Here is a 15230-nt window from a genome sequence, read left to right on the forward strand (position 1 = left end):
GCCGCCCCTCACGACGACATGTGAGGGAAACATGCGCTCGGTACGGTGCCGACATGCCCCTCATCATCCGTCCCGACGACCTCTCCGGAGACGAGACCCGCGACCTGGTCGCCGCGCACCTGGCCGGCATGCTCAAGAACACCCCGATCGAGAGCGTGCACGCGCTCGACATCGACCTGCTCACCGCCGAGGGGGTGACCGTCTGGTCCGCCTGGGTCGACGACGAACTCGCCGGTATCGGCGCGTGCAAAGACCTCACCGCCGACCGCGCAGAGGTGAAGTCGATGCGCGTGGTCGACCGCTTCCTCGGTCAGGGCATCGGCCGCGCGCTGCTGCGCCACATCGTCGACGACGCCCGGGAACGCGGCATCCGGAGCCTGTGGCTCGAAACCGGGAGCACCGACGACTTCCTTGCGGCGCGACGCCTGTACGCGAGCGAGGGATTCGTCGAATGCCCGCCCTTCCCGCCCTACGCGGCCGACCCCCTGTCGACCTTCATGACGAGGCAGCTCTAGATCGGAACGACCAGGGCGGTGGCGAAGGCCGCGACGCCCTCGGTGCGGCCGGTGAAGCCGAGACCGTCGGTCGTCGTCGCACTCACCGCGACGGGTGCGCCGCCGAGCGCGGCCGACAGCACCCGCTCCGCCTCTTCGCGTCGCGCGGCGAAGCGCGGACGATTGGCCTGCACCTGCACGGCGACGTTGCCGACCCGCCACCCCGCCGTGTGCAGCAGCCCGAGGGTGTGGGCCAGGAACGCCTCGGCGTGCGCCCCGGCGAACTCCGGGCGATCGGTGCCGAAGTGGGTTCCGATGTCGCCGAGGCCGGAGGCCGCGAGCAGCGCATCGACGATCGCGTGTGCGACGGCGTCACCGTCGGAGTGCCCCGACAGCGCCGGCTCCCCGGGCCATTCGAGGCCGGCGAGCCAGAGCGTGCCCTCTCCACCGAACCCATGCACATCGGTGCCGAGTCCGACGCGGGGCACGTCGTTCGCGGCCTCGGCGGATGCCGACGATGAAACGAGCGCGCGGGCGCGCTGCAGATCGGGGGCGGTGGTGATCTTGAACGACGACGCGTCTCCCGCGACCGTGACCACCGCATGGCCGGCCGCCGCGACCAGTGCGGCGTCGTCGGTGTGATCCGCGTCAGCCGCGGCCACGGCCGCCTCGAGCTCGGCCCGGCGGAAGCCCTGCGGCGTCTGTGCGGCCGCGAGCTCGGAACGGTCGACGCCCTCGACGACGCGGCCGTCGGTGTCGACGCGCTTGATGGTGTCGACGACCGGGACGGTGGGGATGACAGCGGCCGCCCCCGCGGCGACGGCGGCGACCACACGATCGAACACGGCGGGCGGGGTGAGCGCGCGGGCCGCGTCGTGCACGAGGACGATGTCGACCTCGGCGCCGAGCGCCGCGAGACCGGCGGCGACCGACTGCTGACGCGTCTGCGCCCCCGTGACCACCGTCACGCGGTCGTCGCGCCCGCCCGCGGCGCGCGCCGAGGCGAGGGCCTCGGTCTCGTAGCCGACGGGCACGACGACGATGGTCTGCGCGTCGGACCCCGAGAACACGCCCCGCAACGCGTGGTGCAGGATCGTGTGCTCGTCGAGCGCGACGAACGCCTTCGGGCCGCCGCCGTTCAGGCGTGTACCGGAACCGGCGGCGACGACGATGATCGCGAGACGAGGAGCGGGTGCAGAAGTCACCCGCCCACGCTAGCGCGCGCCCCGTCGACCGGAGCGGCGGGCGTCAGGACGCGAGGACCTCGTCGAGCACGAGGCCCGCACGGTCTTCGTCGGTCTTCTCGGCCAGAGCGAGCTCGGAGACGAGAATCTGCCGCGCCTTGGCGAGCATGCGCTTCTCGCCGGCCGACAGTCCGCGATCCTGGTCGCGGCGCCACAGGTCGCGGACGACCTCGCTGACCTTGATGACATCGCCGGAGGCGAGCTTCTCGAGGTTCGCCTTGTAGCGACGCGACCAGTTGGTCGGCTCCTCGGTGAAGGGTGCACGCAGCACCTCGAAGACGCGGTCGAGACCCTCTTTGCCGATCACGTCGCGAACGCCGACGAGGTCGACGTTGTCGGCCGGGACCTCGATGACGAGGTCTCCCTGCGTGACGTTGAGCTTCAGGTATTTCTTCGTCTCGCCCTTGATGACGCGTTCCTTGACCTCGATGATCGTGGCCGCGCCATGGTGCGGGTAAACGACGGTCTCGCCAACCTCAAAAAGCATGGAGTTATGTCCTTTCGGCAACACCCAGGATACCACAGGCTCAGATGCGCTATTGTTCCGCCCACCTTTGCCGACCTCCCCCTCCCGTGCGTGCGAGGGCGGGCGGACACCGCGAACCCCGTAGGATGATGACGATGTCGTCTGTCGATCTTGGAGGATCCGTGAAAACGCGCCTGATCGCGTCCATCGCCGTGGGTGCCGCCGTCGTGCTGGGCACGACTGGATGCAACATCCTCGCCCCGCAGGCGACCACCATCGACTACTCCGCCTCCGACGGGATCAACGTCCCCGCGGAGTCCGGCCCGCTGTCGGTACGCAACGTCCTGATCGTCGCGAACGGCGACGGAACGGTGGGCAACTTCGTCGCCGCCGTCGTCAACGACACCACGGACCCGCAGACCCTGCGCATCGAGGTCGGCGAGGGCTCGTCGGCCGTACGTTCCTCGGTGAACGTCCCCGCCCAGCGCACGCTGAGCCTGGGCGACCTCGCGAACGACGTCGAGCCCCTGCGCCTCGACGGCATCGACGCCCAGCCCGGATCCACGGTGTCGGTCTACTTCCAGTCCGGTGACGGCGAAGGGGCGCTCATGCAGGTCCCCGTCCTCGACGGTGCCCTGGAGTACCTCGCGCCGCTGGCGCCGACCGCGACCCCGTCGCCCTCGCTGACGCCGATCCCCGTGCTGCCCACGGTGACCCCGACGCCGAGCCCGACCCCCTCGTCCTGAAACACGACGAAGGCGCCGACGATCCGATCGTCGGCGCCTTCGTCGTTCCTGGGAGGGTCAGCCCTCGAAGCGGTAGCCGAGCCCACGCACGGTGACGAGCATGCTCGGGTCACTGGGGTTCTCTTCGATGCGCGAGCGGATGCGCTTGATGTGCACGTCGAGCGTCTTGGTGTCGCCGAAGTAGTCGGTGCCCCACACCCGGTCGATGAGCTGGCCGCGGGTCAGCACGCGCCCGGCGTTGCGCATGAGCACCTCGAGGAGCTCGAACTCCTTCAGCGGGATGCTGATCTCGGCACCGTTGACGGCGACCGTGTGCCGGTCGATGTCGAGCACGACTCGTCCGCCGGTGAGGATGCGGTCGTCGAGATCGGCCTCCTCCGGGGCGCGTCGGCGCAGGACCGCCCGCATGCGGGCCAGCAGCTCGCGGGTGGAGTAGGGCTTCGTCACGTAGTCGTCGGCGCCGAGTTCGAGACCCACGACGATGTCGACCTCGGAGTCCTTCGCCGTGAGCATGATGATGGGCACCTGCGTCGTCAGCCGGAGCTGGCGGCACACCTCGGTTCCGGGCATGCCCGGGAGCATGAGGTCGAGCAGCAGGATGTCGGCTCCCCGCTCGCGGAAGGCGGCGAGTGCGAGCGTGCCGTCTTCGGCGATCTCGACCTCGTATCCCTCTCGCCGCAGCAGGTAGGCCAGGGGGTCGGCCAGGTCGGGTTCGTCCTCGACGATCAGAACGCGAGTCATGCGGTGTCTCCCTTCGCGGGGACGGTCGGCGCGCCGCCGGCCTTACGGCCCTTGCGACGCGGTTTGGAACGGGCGGGGTCGATGTCGGGCGCCTCCGACAGGGGGAGGCGGATGGTGAAGGTCGATCCTCGGTCGGGCCGCGACCACAGTCGCACCTCACCGCCGTGGCGCTGCACCGCGTGCTTGACGATCGAGAGGCCGAGCCCGGTTCCGCCGGTGCGGCGCGAGCGTGCCTGATCGGCACGGTAGAAGCGTTCGAAGACGCGGGCCTGATCGGCCTCGGGAATGCCGATGCCGCGGTCGGTGACGGCGATCTCGACCACGCCGTCGTCGAGTTTGACGCCGAGCCCGACCTTGGACCCCTGTGGCGAATAGGCGATCGCGTTGGCGACGAGGTTCCCGACCGCCTCGGTCAGGATCTGCGGTTCTCCCCGCACCCACAGCCCCTTCGTGCCGCCGCGCACCACGGTCACCTGCGCCTGATCGGCCTGCACGGTGTGGGCTTCGACGGCCGAGGTGACGACCTCGTCGATCGAGACCGCGCGCACGTCGCGCAGCTCATCGGAGGCCTGCAGCCGCGACAGGCTCAGGATGCGGTTGACCAGCGCCCCCAGGCGCGTGGCCTCGGCCTGCAGCCGCGACGAGAAGTGGCGGACCTGATCGGGGTCGTCGGCGGCTGATTCGATGGCCTCGGCGAGCAGGCTGACAGCGCCCACGGGGGTCTTCAACTCGTGACTGGTGTTGGCCACGAAGTCTCGTCGCATCTCTTCGACGCGCTCGCGCTCGGTGATGTCGCGCAGCACCAGCAGGGTGAGGCGTCCCGAGATGGGCGTGGCGCGGACGGCGACCAGCCGGGGCTCGGCCGGGGCCGCACCGCGGCGGAGCCGGAGGTTCTCACCGATGCCCGCGCCCGTGTCGCGCGCCACCCGCGCCACGCGGCGCAGGTCGTCGCTGGCGATGACCTCGCCGGATCGCAGCCCGAAGACTTCGGCGGCGGGTGAGAGCGCCAGCACGGTCGACGACATGTCGCACACGATCGCGGGGTCGTCCATCGCCCCCAGCATCGCTTCCACGCCCTCGGGCACTTCGACGGAGGTCTGCGCCATGGAGCGGTCACGGGCCCGCAGCGCGACGACCAGCAGACCGACCACCGAGCCTCCGACGAGGAGTCCGACGAGGAGCGCGAGCAGCGGGAGCTGCGTGTGTTCCATGGCACCAGCGTAGAGCCGCCGATCGAACGTCACCCGCCGTTCACCCCCGCCGGGCAGTCGGGAGAGGCTACTATTCACTGTCACTGCACCGCTCGTTAACCTTCGCTGGGAAGAATCCCCGAAGGTAGCGGGACGTATGTGTGCCGTGCCGCCGACGGAAGGTACCGCGATGCGCGAAGTATTCCACCAGTCCCTCGAGGACGTCCAGAGCCGCTTGGTCGAGATCGCCGAACTCGTCACCACGGCGATCGACGGCGCGACGCGCGCCTTCGGCACCAGCGACATCGCCTTGGCCGAGCAAGTCATCGAAGCCGACGCGATCATCGACGAAAAGGCGCTGGAGCTCGACGAGCTGGCGATCGAGATCCTCGCACGCCAGCAGCCGGTGGCCCGCGACCTCCGCATCGTCGTCACGGCCCTGCGGGTCAGCGCCTCACTCGAGCGCATGGGCGACATCGCCGAGCACATCGCCCAGCTGACGCGGATGCGTTTTCCCGAGCGCGCCATTCCCAAGGGGCTGAAGAGCACGTTCCTCCGAATGGGCGAACTCGACGTCGACGTGGCCCGCCAGCTGACCGAGCTGCTGCGCACGCAGGATCTGAACATCGCCGACAAGATCCGCAACGACGACGACGCGATCGACGAGCTGCACATCAGCGTTTTCGAGAAGGTTCTCAGCGACAGCTGGCAGGGCGAAGCCGGCGCAACCGTCGACGCCACCCTTGCGAGCCGCTACCACGAGCGCTTCGCCGACCACGCGGTCTCGGTCGCCAAGAAGGTCGTCTACCTCGCGACGGGCGACTGGGCCGGCGCCGACGACGAATCCGCCGCGGAGCCCAGCCCGGTCATCTGATCGAGCGACGGTGAAGGGGGTGGGTGCCGATCGGCACCCACCCCCTTCACCGTTGCGACGTCAGTGCTTGTTGCCCTGCGCGGCGACCGCTGCGGCGCCCGCAGCGGCGGCCTCGGGGTCGAGGTACTCCCCCGGTCCGAGGGGCTTCAGGTCGGCGTCGAGGCGGTAGACGAGCGGAATACCCGTCGGGATGTTCAGCTCGGCGATGTCGGCGTCGCTGATGCCCTCGAGGTGCTTCACGAGACCGCGCAGCGAGTTGCCGTGCGCCGTGACCAGGACGGTCTTGCCGGCCTGGAGGTCGGGGACGATGTCGCTGTGCCAGTAGGGCAGCATGCGGTCGATGACGATCGACAGCGACTCGGTCGCGGGGACCTCACCGTCGATGCCGACGTAGCGCGGGTCGCCGACCTGGCTGTACTGGTCGTCGGCGGGCAGGGCCGGCGGCGGAACGTCGAACGAACGGCGCCAGAGCATGAACTGCTCGTTGCCGAACTCCTCGAGCGTCTGGGCCTTGTCCTTGCCCTGCAGGGCGCCGTAGTGACGCTCGTTGAGGCGCCACGAGCGCTTCACCGGGATCCACAGACGGTCGGCGGCGTCGAGCGCGATGTTGGCGGTCTGGATGGCGCGACTGAGGACGGAGGTGTGCAGCACGTCGGGCAGCACGCCCGACTCGGCGAGCATCTCCCCGCCGCGCTGCGCCTCGGCCTTGCCCTGGTCGGTGAGTCGCACGTCGACCCAGCCGGTGAACTGGTTGGTCTTGTTCCACTCGCTCTGCCCGTGGCGGAGGAGGATCAGCGTGTGAGGCGCGGTCATGCCTCCATGCTATCGACGCGCGCGGCTGGCATCATGTTCCGGTGACTCCCTCCCCCGTCGGCCGCGCGACCCGCGGGACGACCGGGATCAATCGGCTTCGTCGGGTGGACCGGTGGATCGCCCGGCATCCGGTGCTGCGCCGCACCGACGACCCGCTCGTGGTCGACCTCGGCTTCGGGGCGAGCGCGGTGACGCCCCTGGAACTCCTCGGCCGTCTGACGAAGCAGAGAGCGGATGCCACGGTCGTCGGGCTCGAGATCGACGCCGATCGCGTCGCCCGCGCCCGCGCGCAGGCCGAGGGCGTTGCGGGCGTCACCTTCGCCCGCGGGGGGTTCGAGGTGCCGCTGCCGGGCAAGCGTCGCCCCGCCGTCATCCGTGCGATGAACGTGCTGCGTCAATACGACGAAGACGACGTGGCCGACGCCTGGGGCCGCATGTGCGCGCGGCTTCAACCCGGCGGCATCCTGGTCGAGGGTACCTGCGACGAGATCGGGCGCGTCGCCACCTGGGCCGAGATCGGGGCGGATGCCCTTCCCCGCAGCCTCACCATCTCATTGCGTCTGGCGGAGCTCGAGTCCCCCGCGATCGCGGCCGAGCGTCTGCCCAAGGCCTTGATCCACCGCAACGTCGACGGCGAGCGGGTGCACGCCTTCGTGTCATCCCTCGAGCGGGAGTGGACGCGGGCGGCCGTGGTCGCGCCCTTCGGCTCCGTCCACCGGTGGCGCGTCGCCATGATCGCCCTCGCCGACGCCGGCTGGCCGCTGCTGAGACGGGAACGGTGGCGGCTGGGCGAGGTGGGCATCGCATGGGAGGCCGTCGCGCCGCTCTGAGCACGACCCGGCGTGGTCGCTCAGATGCGCGGCAGAAGCGCCCGCGCCTCGGCCGACGGCATCCCCGCCGCCACGAGCAGGTCGACGGCGAGCGGACGCAGGGCCGCGACGAGGTTGAGTTCTCCGACACCCCCGCCCGGCAGCAGCGCGGCGGGGTCGAGGCGTCGGATCACCGCGACCACCGCCGCGCGGGCGACGGGCTCGAGTGAGATGTCATCGAGGCTGTCGCGCACCAGCCCCGCCCCACGGGCGAGCTCGGCGAGCAGATCGGCCGGGACCGGACGCGCCTCACCGTCGGCGCAGAGGTACGCCGCACGGCGGGCGACGACGCGCAGGTTGCGCGTGGCCAGATCGAGCGCCTCGCGCACGCGGGCATGCCGCTGCAGCTCGGTGCGCTGGCGGCGCAGGAACGGCGAGATGCGCGCCACTTCGCGGCCCGACTCCAGCGATCCGCTCCACGCGTCGACGTATGTCTGCAGAGACCGCGCGCGTTCCAGGCCCCGCTCGGCCCGCGCACGATCCCCTCGACGGAGCGCCCGCACGATCGTCGCCATGGCCACATCGAGAGCGTCGAACAGCTCGTCGGCGTCGCGGAGCTCGGTGCGGCGCAGCGTGCGCGGGATGAGCGCCGTCACGATCAGAGCGACGACACCGCCGATGGCCCCGTCGACGAGGCGGAGGAAGGGCGCCCCGGTCACCACCACCAGGGCGATGAGCGACTGCACCACCGCCGCGAGGGCGAACCCCGGCTGCGGCGAGAGGAAGCGCGCGACCACCAGGGTGACCGACATGGCCACGGCGATCTGCCACCAGCCGCTTCCGGCGGTCACGAGCACGATCTCGGCGATCAAAATGCCGACGAGCATGCCGACGACGGTCTCACCGACACGCCAGGGTCGCGCGTCACGCACCAGTCCGAGGCTCGACACCGTGACCGTCGCCGCCAGCAGCGGAACCGGGTGGCCCAGGACGAAGTGCGCGAAGGCGTACGCCGAGGTGGCCGCGACCACGATCTGGACGATAGCGGGCAGCGACTCGCGCACCCGCGCGACACGTCGCCCCAGGGTGGAACGCAGACGGGAGGGAGGAACGACGACGCCGACCGTCGTCGACGCGTCGTCGGCGCTCATTCCGCGGCGCGGCGGCGACCCAGGCGCGGCAGACGCGGTACAGACGCGGTGGCACCCGCGTCGGCGGGCACGACGGTCTCGGCGGCCGCGGCGATGGGGCCGTCGGCCGTGTCGACCACGAGCGGCACGCCCTCGGGGGCCGTGCGCTTGACGAGGGCCAACGCGATGGGCCCGTCTTCGTGGTGGATCGCGACCGAGGTGATCGTGCCGATCACGCTGTCACCCGCGCGCACGGCATCACCGCGCGCGGGAAGCACACTGTCGCTCCCGTCGAGCTGCAGCGCGACGACCCGACGCGGCGGGTGGCCCAGGTTGTGCACCTTCGCCACCGTCTCCTGACCGCGATAGCAGCCCTTCGACAGGTGCACGGCGGTGCGCAGCCAGTCCATCTCGTGCGGGAGCAACCGCTCGTCGGCGTCGACGCTCACGCGCGGGCGCCACGCGGCCACGCGCAGCGCTTCGACAGCGTCACGACCCGCGAACGCCATCTCTCCCGCGACAGCGGCATCGATCAGGCGGTCGAGCTCTTCGGCATCCACGATGGCCTCGGCCCAGTCGCGGTCGGCTCCCGGATGCGGGTCGACACGGGCGTACGCCCAGCCGCCGGGGGTGACGTCGGGCCACGGGTCGACCCAGACCGGAGCCGCCGCGGTGAGGGCTTCGACGGCGGCACGCGTGCCCCCGATCACCGACAACTCGTCGGAACGATCGCGCACGTCCACCCGCAGGCGGAAGCGCATGCGGGTGAGCCAGGTCAGGAGCGCCTCGGCGTCGGACGCGTCCACGATCAGCCAGGTCGTCTCACCGTCGTCGACGACCGACGCCGCGTGCTCGACGCGCCCCTGCGGGTCGAGGATCAGGAGTTCCGTCGACACTCCCGGGGCCAAGTGCGTCAGCGCCTGCGACGACAGGGAGTCGAGCCAGCTGCGCCGGTCCTCGCCGCCCACCGAGATGACGCGGCGATCGCCCAGAGGGGCAAGGGCGGTTCCGGATGCCAGACGGCGCTGTTCCGCGACGGGAGAACCGACGTGGCGCAGCCCCGCGTCGTCGACGACCGCGCCGGGAACCTGCGACAGGGAAGCCATGGTCACTCCGCCCGGGCCAGGCGCGCAGACGCGTGCGAGCCCAGTTCGCGGCCGAGGGCGGCGATGTCCCAGGCCCACAGCAGGTGGTTGTCGACGAGACCGTAGAGGCGCGTGGCCGCAGCGTACGGCTTCGCGCCGGCAGCGCGCACCACGGCGTCGGTCGCCAGATCGATGCGCGGACCCTTGACCTGACCGACGTACAGCTCGAGCACGCCGTCGGCGTGGGCGAGGCTGACCTCGAGGTCGAAGCCGCCGTCGGCGTTGCGCAGAGCCTCGACGTCGTCGGCGGTGCGGACCGCCGCGGGGGCGGACGGCGGGAGCAACGCGGGACCCGCGTCGGCGTCGGTCGCCGGTCGCGCGAGGCGCCAGTACCCGGTCTCCGCGACCAGGGCACGACGCGCGTCGCCGTCGAGCAGCCAGGCGTCGGCGGAGTAGTTGAGGTACCCCCCACCGTCGTGGCTGAAGCTCACGCGATGCGCGAACTCACCCGAGAACGCGTGCCCGTCGACCTCGTAGTCGATGACGCCGGTGCCTTCCCAGACGCCGACCAGCCACGACAGAGGGACGAGGTCGGCCGGAAGATCGGTCGGGATCTCGATCACGGTGCGCTCAGCGCTGGCCGCGATAGAGGTTCCAGACGACCGTGCCGGAGACGAAAGCGATCGCCAGCGATGCGAGGCCGAGAAGTCCCACGAAGAAGAGTTCGAGCGCGAGGAGGTCCATGAGGTGAGTCTATCCGGGAACCGCGCGCGACGGATCGTCGCGACCCGTCATCCGTTGACGATGGATGCCAGACCGAAACCCGCCGTGACGATGCCGAGCACGAGCAGCGAACCGAGGGCGCTCAGCGCCATGCGCTGGATGAACGCCTGCGACCGCCCGTACCAGAGCTGGATGGCGAAGGCGACGATCAGGCAACCACCGAGCGCGACGGTCACCCACTGCGCACGCCAGCCCTCGGGGGCGAACACCCCGATGGCCACTCCGGCGATCAGCGCGAGTACCCACACGGCGACGATGCCGCCGAAAGTCCGGCGCGGCGCGAGGTCGGGAGTCGACATGGGTCCATCATCACCCAGGACGGGCCGAGAGCGCGAGCGCGGGCCGATGACGGCGCGCGGCGGCGCGTCACCCTAAGATGGGCGGGTGCGCGGCAGGTCGCGCGGGAGGTCCCTTTGGCACAGCTTCTGGTTCTGAGCTCCGCACCCGGCGGCGGAGCGGCCTTGCCTGCGCTCGAACTGCTGAGCCACCGCGTGCGCCAGATCCCCGCCGAGCCCGCTCAATTGGTGAACGCGCCCAGCGCAGACGTCGTCTTCATCGACGCGCGCTTCGACCTCGTCGGCGCCAAGTCGCTGTGCAAGATCATCTCGACGACCGGCATGGAAGCACCGCTCGTGCTGATCGTCACCGAGGGCGGTCTCACCGCCGTCTCGACCGACTGGGGCATCGACGACGTGGTGCTCGTCGGCGCCGGCCCCGCCGAGATCGACGCCCGCATCCGCCTGGCCATGGGGCGCCGTGCCGCCGACCAGGTGTCCACGCGCATCCAGACCTCGGGCATCTCGATCGACGAGTCCTCGTACTCGGCCAAGGTGCACGGCAAACCCCTCGATCTGACCTACAAGGAGTTCCAGCTCCTGCACTTCTTCGCCACGCACCCCTCGCGGGTGTTCACGCGCGAGCAGCTGCTCAGCGAGGTCTGGGGCTACGACTACTTCGGCGGCACCCGCACGGTCGACGTGCACGTGCGACGACTGCGCGCGAAACTCGGCGATCTCGAACAGCTGATCGGCACCGTCCGCAACGTCGGGTACCGCTTCAACGTGTACGAAGACGACCCCGCTCCCGCGGCATCCTCCCCCTCCTGACGACGCACGCACCTCGTGTTCACTCGCGTGTCACCGACCCCTGACATGATGTGGGAATGATGGAACACGACGCGCTGGATGCCGGGCTCGGCGACGCCGACGACGACGACTTCGACGAGGCCGTCGAGGCCGCCGACGACCAGCTCCCCGATCACCGCTACCTCGATCGCGAGATCAGCTGGTTGTCGTTCAACCAGCGCGTCCTCGAACTGGCCGAAGACCCGATGGTCCCGGTGCTCGAACGAGCCAACTTCCTCGCCATCTTCGCCAGCAACCTCGACGAATTCTTCATGGTGCGTGTCGCCGGCCTCAAACGCCGCATCGTCACCGGCCTCGCCGTACCGACCAACGTGGGCCGCGCACCGCTCGACGTGCTCGCCGACATCTCGGCCGAAGCGCACCGCCTGCAGGAGCGCCACGCCGCCGCCTGGACCGAGAAGGTGCGCCCCGCGCTGGCCGAGGCCGGCATCGAGGTCGTGTCGTGGGACTCGCTCGACGAAGACACGGCCGCTCGCCTGACCGAGTACTTCCAGCGCAACGTATTCCCGGTGCTCATGCCGCTCGCCGTCGACCCGGCGCACCCGTTCCCCTACATCTCGGGCCTCTCACTCAACCTCGCGATCCGCATCCGCAACGCGCGCACCGGTCGACAGGAGTTCGCGCGCCTGAAGGTGCCCCCGATGCTCCCCCGTTTCGTCGAGATCAGCGGTGGCCCCGGCGTGCGCTACCTGCCGCTCGAGGAGCTCATCTCGAACCACCTCGGCGATCTGTTCCCCGGGATGGAGGTGCTCGACCACCACGCGTTCCGTCTGACCCGCAACGAAGACATGACGATCGAAGAGGACGAGACCGAGAACCTCATCCAGGCGCTCGAGGCCGAGCTGCTGCGCCGGCGGTTCGGGCCGCCCATCCGCCTCGAGATCACCGAGGACATGGATGACGTGACCCGCTCGCTGCTGCTGAGCGAGCTCGACATCACCGAGCAGGAGGTCTACCGTCTGCCCGGCGCCCTCGACCTGCGCGGCCTGTTCGACCTGTCGCGCATCGATCGCCCGGATCTGCGCTACCCGCCCCACGTGCCCAAGACCGCGCTGGCCTTCCAGCCGGCGGAGCAGAATGGCCGCGCCGACCTGTTCGGCGCGATCCGCAAGGCCGACGTGCTCGTGCACCACCCCTACGAGTCGTTCGCCACGAGTGTGCAGGCCTTCCTCGAGCAGGCCGCCCGTGACCCGCACGTGCTCGCCATCAAGCAGACGCTGTACCGCACCTCGGGCGACAGCCCCATCGTGCAGGCGCTCATCGACGCCGCCGAAGCCGGCAAGCAGGTGCTCGCCCTCGTCGAGGTCAAGGCGCGCTTCGACGAGGCGAACAACATCGTCTGGGCGCGCAAGCTCGAGAAGGCCGGCGTGCATGTCGTCTACGGCCTCGTGGGGCTGAAGACCCACTGCAAGCTCGCCCTCGTCATCCGAGAAGAAGAGGGACGCCTGCGCCACTACAGCCACGTGGGCACGGGCAACTACAACCCGAAGACGAGCCGTATCTACGAAGACTTCGGCCTGTTCACCGTCGACGATCAGGTGGGGCGCGACCTCACCCGTCTGTTCAACGAGCTCAGCGGGTACGCGATCGAGAAGAAGTTCAAGCGCCTGCTCGTCGCCCCCCTGCACCTGCGCAAGGGTCTGCTGCGCCACATCGACAAAGAGCGTCGCAACGCCCTCGAGGGCAAGACCTCGGGCGTGCGGATCAAGGTCAACTCGATGGTCGACGAAGAGATCATCGACGCCCTGTACCGCGCCAGCCAGGCCGGGGTACCCGTGGATGTCTGGGTGCGCGGCATCTGCTCGATCAAGCCCGGGGTCGAGGGGATGAGCGAGAACATCACCGTGCGCTCCATCCTCGGTCGCTACCTGGAGCACTCGCGCATCTTCACGTTCGACAACGACGGCGACCCGCAGGTGTTCATCGGCAGCGCCGACATGATGCACCGCAACCTCGACCGCCGCGTCGAGGCCCTGGTGCGCGTGGTCGATCCCGCGCAGGTTCAGGAACTGATGACGCTGTTCAGCCTCGCGATGGACGACGGCACGAGCTCGTGGCACCTCGGTGCCGAGGGCGAGTGGGTGCGTCACAGTGTCGACGCCGACGGCGCGCCGCTGGTCGACCTGCAGGAGCACACGATGGCGCTCGTCCAGCGCAAGCGCCGCGCACGGTCGGCGCGGTGACCGAGACCGCGATCTATGCGGCCGGCGGCGTGGTGTGGCGCGTCGTCGACGGAAAGCTGCGCGTCCTGCTCATCCACCGCACCAAGTACCGCGACCTGACGCTGCCCAAGGGCAAGGTCGATCCCGGCGAGACCCTCGCCGAGACGGCCGTGCGCGAGATCCGCGAAGAGACGGGCATCCGCGTGGCGCTGGGCGTGCCGGTCGGAGTGTCGCGGTACCGGATGCCGAGCTCGCGCACCAAGATCGTGCACTACTGGGCCGCCGAGGCCACCGATGCCGCCGTGCGCACCTCGACGTTCGTGCCGAACAAAGAGGTGGCGGCCGTCGAGTGGGTGAGCCTGAAGAAGGCGCGGAAGAACCTCAGCTACCCCGTCGACATCGAGATCCTCGACGAGTTCACGCGGTTGGTCGACGAGCAGGCGCTTCCCACGTTCCCCGTGATCGCCCTGCGCCATGCCAAGGCCCGCTCGCGCGAGGAATGGGAGGGCGAAGACAGCGATCGCCCCCTCACCACGCGGGGACGCCGACAGGCCGAGGCCATCGTCGGACCGCTGCTCGCCTTCGGCGTGCGCCGGATCGTCTCGAGCCCCGCCGAGCGCTGCGTCCGCACGGTCACTCCCCTGTCGCACGCGCTCGGACAACGCATCCAGGTCAGCGGCGAGATCAGCCAGGACGCCTGGGAAGAGGGCCGTTCCGACGCGCGGACCGTCATCGGCGAGCGGGTGCGGGCGCGCAAGCCCGTCGTCCTCGCCAGCCACGGTCCCGTGCTGCCCGACATCCTGAACGAGATGGCACTGGCCACCGGCACCATGCGCGGGTCGTACCTGGGCAGTTCCTCGGCGCTCGAACCCGGCGGGTTCTCGGTCGTGCACATTCCGGTGGCGCACCCCGGTGCGGGCATCGTCGCCATCGAGACGCACGAGCCGCCGGTGTGACCCTGCCCCCCGACGTCCGCGTCGCGTGGCGCGAGGTCCCGCCGGGCGCGGTGCGCCGCGAGGTGTCGCGGTCGTTGCTCGCCGAGCTGCTCCCGGGGGCAGACGTCGCGTCACGGTGCTCCGCGTGCGGCGGTGAACACGGGCGCGTGCGGGTCACGGGGGTCGAGGCCACGGCATCCGTCTCGTACGTGGAGGGGTGGGCCGTGGTGGCGACCTCATGCTCAGCGAGGTCGGTGGGAGTCGACGCGGTTCCCGCCGAGGCGACCGGCATCGACAACGTCCTGCCGGGAGCGGATGCCCGCACCTGGGCGCGGGTGGAGGCGGTGCTCAAGGCCGACGGTCGCGGGCTCACCGTCGACCCGGCGCGCGTGCGGATCGAGCCCCGGGCGGACGACACCTGGGTCGGTCGGGTCGACGACGGCGCCCCGTACGACGGGTACGACGTGGTGGGCCCGCCGGGCGTCGTGGTCGCCGTCGCGGTGTCACCCGGGGCGTGTGCCGCTCGATAGCGGTGGCCGGGGGCAAGGCGGGCGCGACGCGTGACGCGTGACGAGCGGAGGGCCAGGGACGAGCGGAGGACGCGGAGCGCTCA

The 15230-nt window shown here is 70.4% G+C and carries 17 protein-coding genes; 8 read left to right on the top strand and 9 right to left on the bottom strand.

Translation table 11 applies throughout. The features are described 5' to 3' along the window. Positions 1 to 53: 53 nt before the first annotated feature. A complete protein-coding gene (locus IFU19_RS11990) occupies positions 54 to 515 on the top strand; it encodes a GNAT family N-acetyltransferase (RefSeq protein ID WP_192014019.1) in 462 nt (153 codons plus the stop codon). Here the strand turns inward: IFU19_RS11990 and ispD are convergent. Beyond that, positions 512 to 1699: a 2-C-methyl-D-erythritol 4-phosphate cytidylyltransferase gene (ispD, locus tag IFU19_RS11995; protein ID WP_192014021.1), complete on the bottom strand. Its 1188-nt coding sequence runs from the start codon at positions 1697 to 1699 to the stop codon at positions 512 to 514. The genes IFU19_RS11990 and ispD overlap by 4 nt on opposite strands. 43 nt (positions 1700 to 1742) lie before the next feature. Then, on the bottom strand, positions 1743 to 2225 hold the full coding sequence (locus tag IFU19_RS12000; protein WP_055838280.1) for a CarD family transcriptional regulator: 483 nt from the start codon (positions 2223 to 2225) through the stop codon (positions 1743 to 1745). Between the two features lie 161 nt (positions 2226 to 2386). On the opposite strand from IFU19_RS12000, the gene IFU19_RS12005 reads away from it, so the two are divergent. Next, a complete protein-coding gene (locus tag IFU19_RS12005) occupies positions 2387 to 2950 on the top strand; it encodes a hypothetical protein (protein WP_055838283.1) in 564 nt (187 codons plus the stop codon). Between the two features lie 57 nt (positions 2951 to 3007). On the opposite strand, the gene IFU19_RS12010 is transcribed toward IFU19_RS12005, so the two are convergent. Together IFU19_RS12010 and IFU19_RS12015 are read right to left on the bottom strand one after the other, a co-directional pair. Then, positions 3008 to 3691 carry a response regulator transcription factor gene (locus IFU19_RS12010; protein WP_055838286.1) on the bottom strand — a complete coding sequence of 228 codons (684 nt, stop codon included), beginning with the start codon at positions 3689 to 3691 and terminating at the stop codon, positions 3008 to 3010. Then, positions 3688 to 4902, bottom strand: coding sequence for a sensor histidine kinase (locus IFU19_RS12015; RefSeq protein WP_070409536.1), 1215 nt, complete (start codon positions 4900 to 4902; stop codon positions 3688 to 3690). Before IFU19_RS12015 ends, IFU19_RS12010 begins: the two co-directional genes overlap by 4 nt. Positions 4903 to 5071: 169 nt before the next feature. On the opposite strand from IFU19_RS12015, the gene phoU reads away from it, so the two are divergent. Next, the gene (gene phoU / locus IFU19_RS12020) at positions 5072 to 5755 is read left to right on the top strand and encodes a phosphate signaling complex protein PhoU (protein WP_192014023.1); all 684 of its coding nucleotides are present in this window, start codon (positions 5072 to 5074) and stop codon (positions 5753 to 5755) included. 60 nt (positions 5756 to 5815) lie between these two features. Here phoU and IFU19_RS12025 read toward each other — a convergent pair whose 3' ends face one another. Continuing rightward, complete coding sequence (locus tag IFU19_RS12025; protein ID WP_055838296.1) at positions 5816 to 6568, bottom strand: phosphoglyceromutase; 753 nt, start codon at positions 6566 to 6568, stop codon at positions 5816 to 5818. A gap of 41 nt (positions 6569 to 6609) precedes the next feature. Between IFU19_RS12025 and IFU19_RS12030 the strand changes: the two genes are divergently transcribed. After that, positions 6610 to 7398 (top strand): class I SAM-dependent methyltransferase, encoded by a 789-nt coding sequence (locus IFU19_RS12030; RefSeq protein ID WP_192014025.1) that lies wholly within the window; start codon positions 6610 to 6612, stop codon positions 7396 to 7398. 20 nt (positions 7399 to 7418) lie between these two features. Here IFU19_RS12030 and IFU19_RS12035 read toward each other — a convergent pair whose 3' ends face one another. From IFU19_RS12035 to IFU19_RS12050, 4 genes are all read right to left on the bottom strand, one after another. Then, complete coding sequence (locus IFU19_RS12035; protein WP_192014027.1) at positions 7419 to 8528, bottom strand: FUSC family protein; 1110 nt, start codon at positions 8526 to 8528, stop codon at positions 7419 to 7421. Further along, complete coding sequence (gene ygfZ / locus IFU19_RS12040) at positions 8525 to 9613, bottom strand: CAF17-like 4Fe-4S cluster assembly/insertion protein YgfZ (RefSeq protein ID WP_082509508.1); 1089 nt, start codon at positions 9611 to 9613, stop codon at positions 8525 to 8527. The genes IFU19_RS12035 and ygfZ overlap by 4 nt, the downstream gene beginning before the upstream one ends. Before the next feature lie 2 nt (positions 9614 to 9615). After that, positions 9616 to 10215 (bottom strand): heme-binding beta-barrel domain-containing protein, encoded by a 600-nt coding sequence (locus IFU19_RS12045; protein WP_192014029.1) that lies wholly within the window; start codon positions 10213 to 10215, stop codon positions 9616 to 9618. A gap of 168 nt (positions 10216 to 10383) precedes the next feature. Continuing rightward, positions 10384 to 10674, bottom strand: a complete 291-nt coding sequence (locus IFU19_RS12050; RefSeq protein WP_191915621.1) for a hypothetical protein — start codon at positions 10672 to 10674, stop codon at positions 10384 to 10386. Between the two features lie 114 nt (positions 10675 to 10788). On the opposite strand from IFU19_RS12050, the gene IFU19_RS12055 reads away from it, so the two are divergent. Genes IFU19_RS12055 through IFU19_RS12070 form a run of 4 tightly spaced genes read left to right on the top strand, consistent with a single transcriptional unit; the run spans position 10789 to position 15147 of the window. Further along, positions 10789 to 11481 (top strand): winged helix-turn-helix domain-containing protein, encoded by a 693-nt coding sequence (locus IFU19_RS12055; protein ID WP_055838310.1) that lies wholly within the window; start codon positions 10789 to 10791, stop codon positions 11479 to 11481. Positions 11482 to 11537: 56 nt separating this feature from the next. Then, positions 11538 to 13703 (top strand): RNA degradosome polyphosphate kinase, encoded by a 2166-nt coding sequence (locus IFU19_RS12060; protein WP_055838313.1) that lies wholly within the window; start codon positions 11538 to 11540, stop codon positions 13701 to 13703. Next, complete coding sequence (locus tag IFU19_RS12065) at positions 13700 to 14638, top strand: NUDIX hydrolase (protein ID WP_055838315.1); 939 nt, start codon at positions 13700 to 13702, stop codon at positions 14636 to 14638. Before IFU19_RS12060 ends, IFU19_RS12065 begins: the two co-directional genes overlap by 4 nt. Then, positions 14635 to 15147, top strand: coding sequence for a 4-phosphopantetheinyl transferase (locus IFU19_RS12070; protein ID WP_192014031.1), 513 nt, complete (start codon positions 14635 to 14637; stop codon positions 15145 to 15147). The genes IFU19_RS12065 and IFU19_RS12070 overlap by 4 nt, the downstream gene beginning before the upstream one ends. Positions 15148 to 15230: the final 83 nt, after the last annotated feature.

Origin of the sequence: Microbacterium sp. CFBP 8794, assembly GCF_014841235.1 — a bacterium.
Classification (GTDB): Bacteria; Actinomycetota; Actinomycetes; order Actinomycetales; family Microbacteriaceae; genus Microbacterium.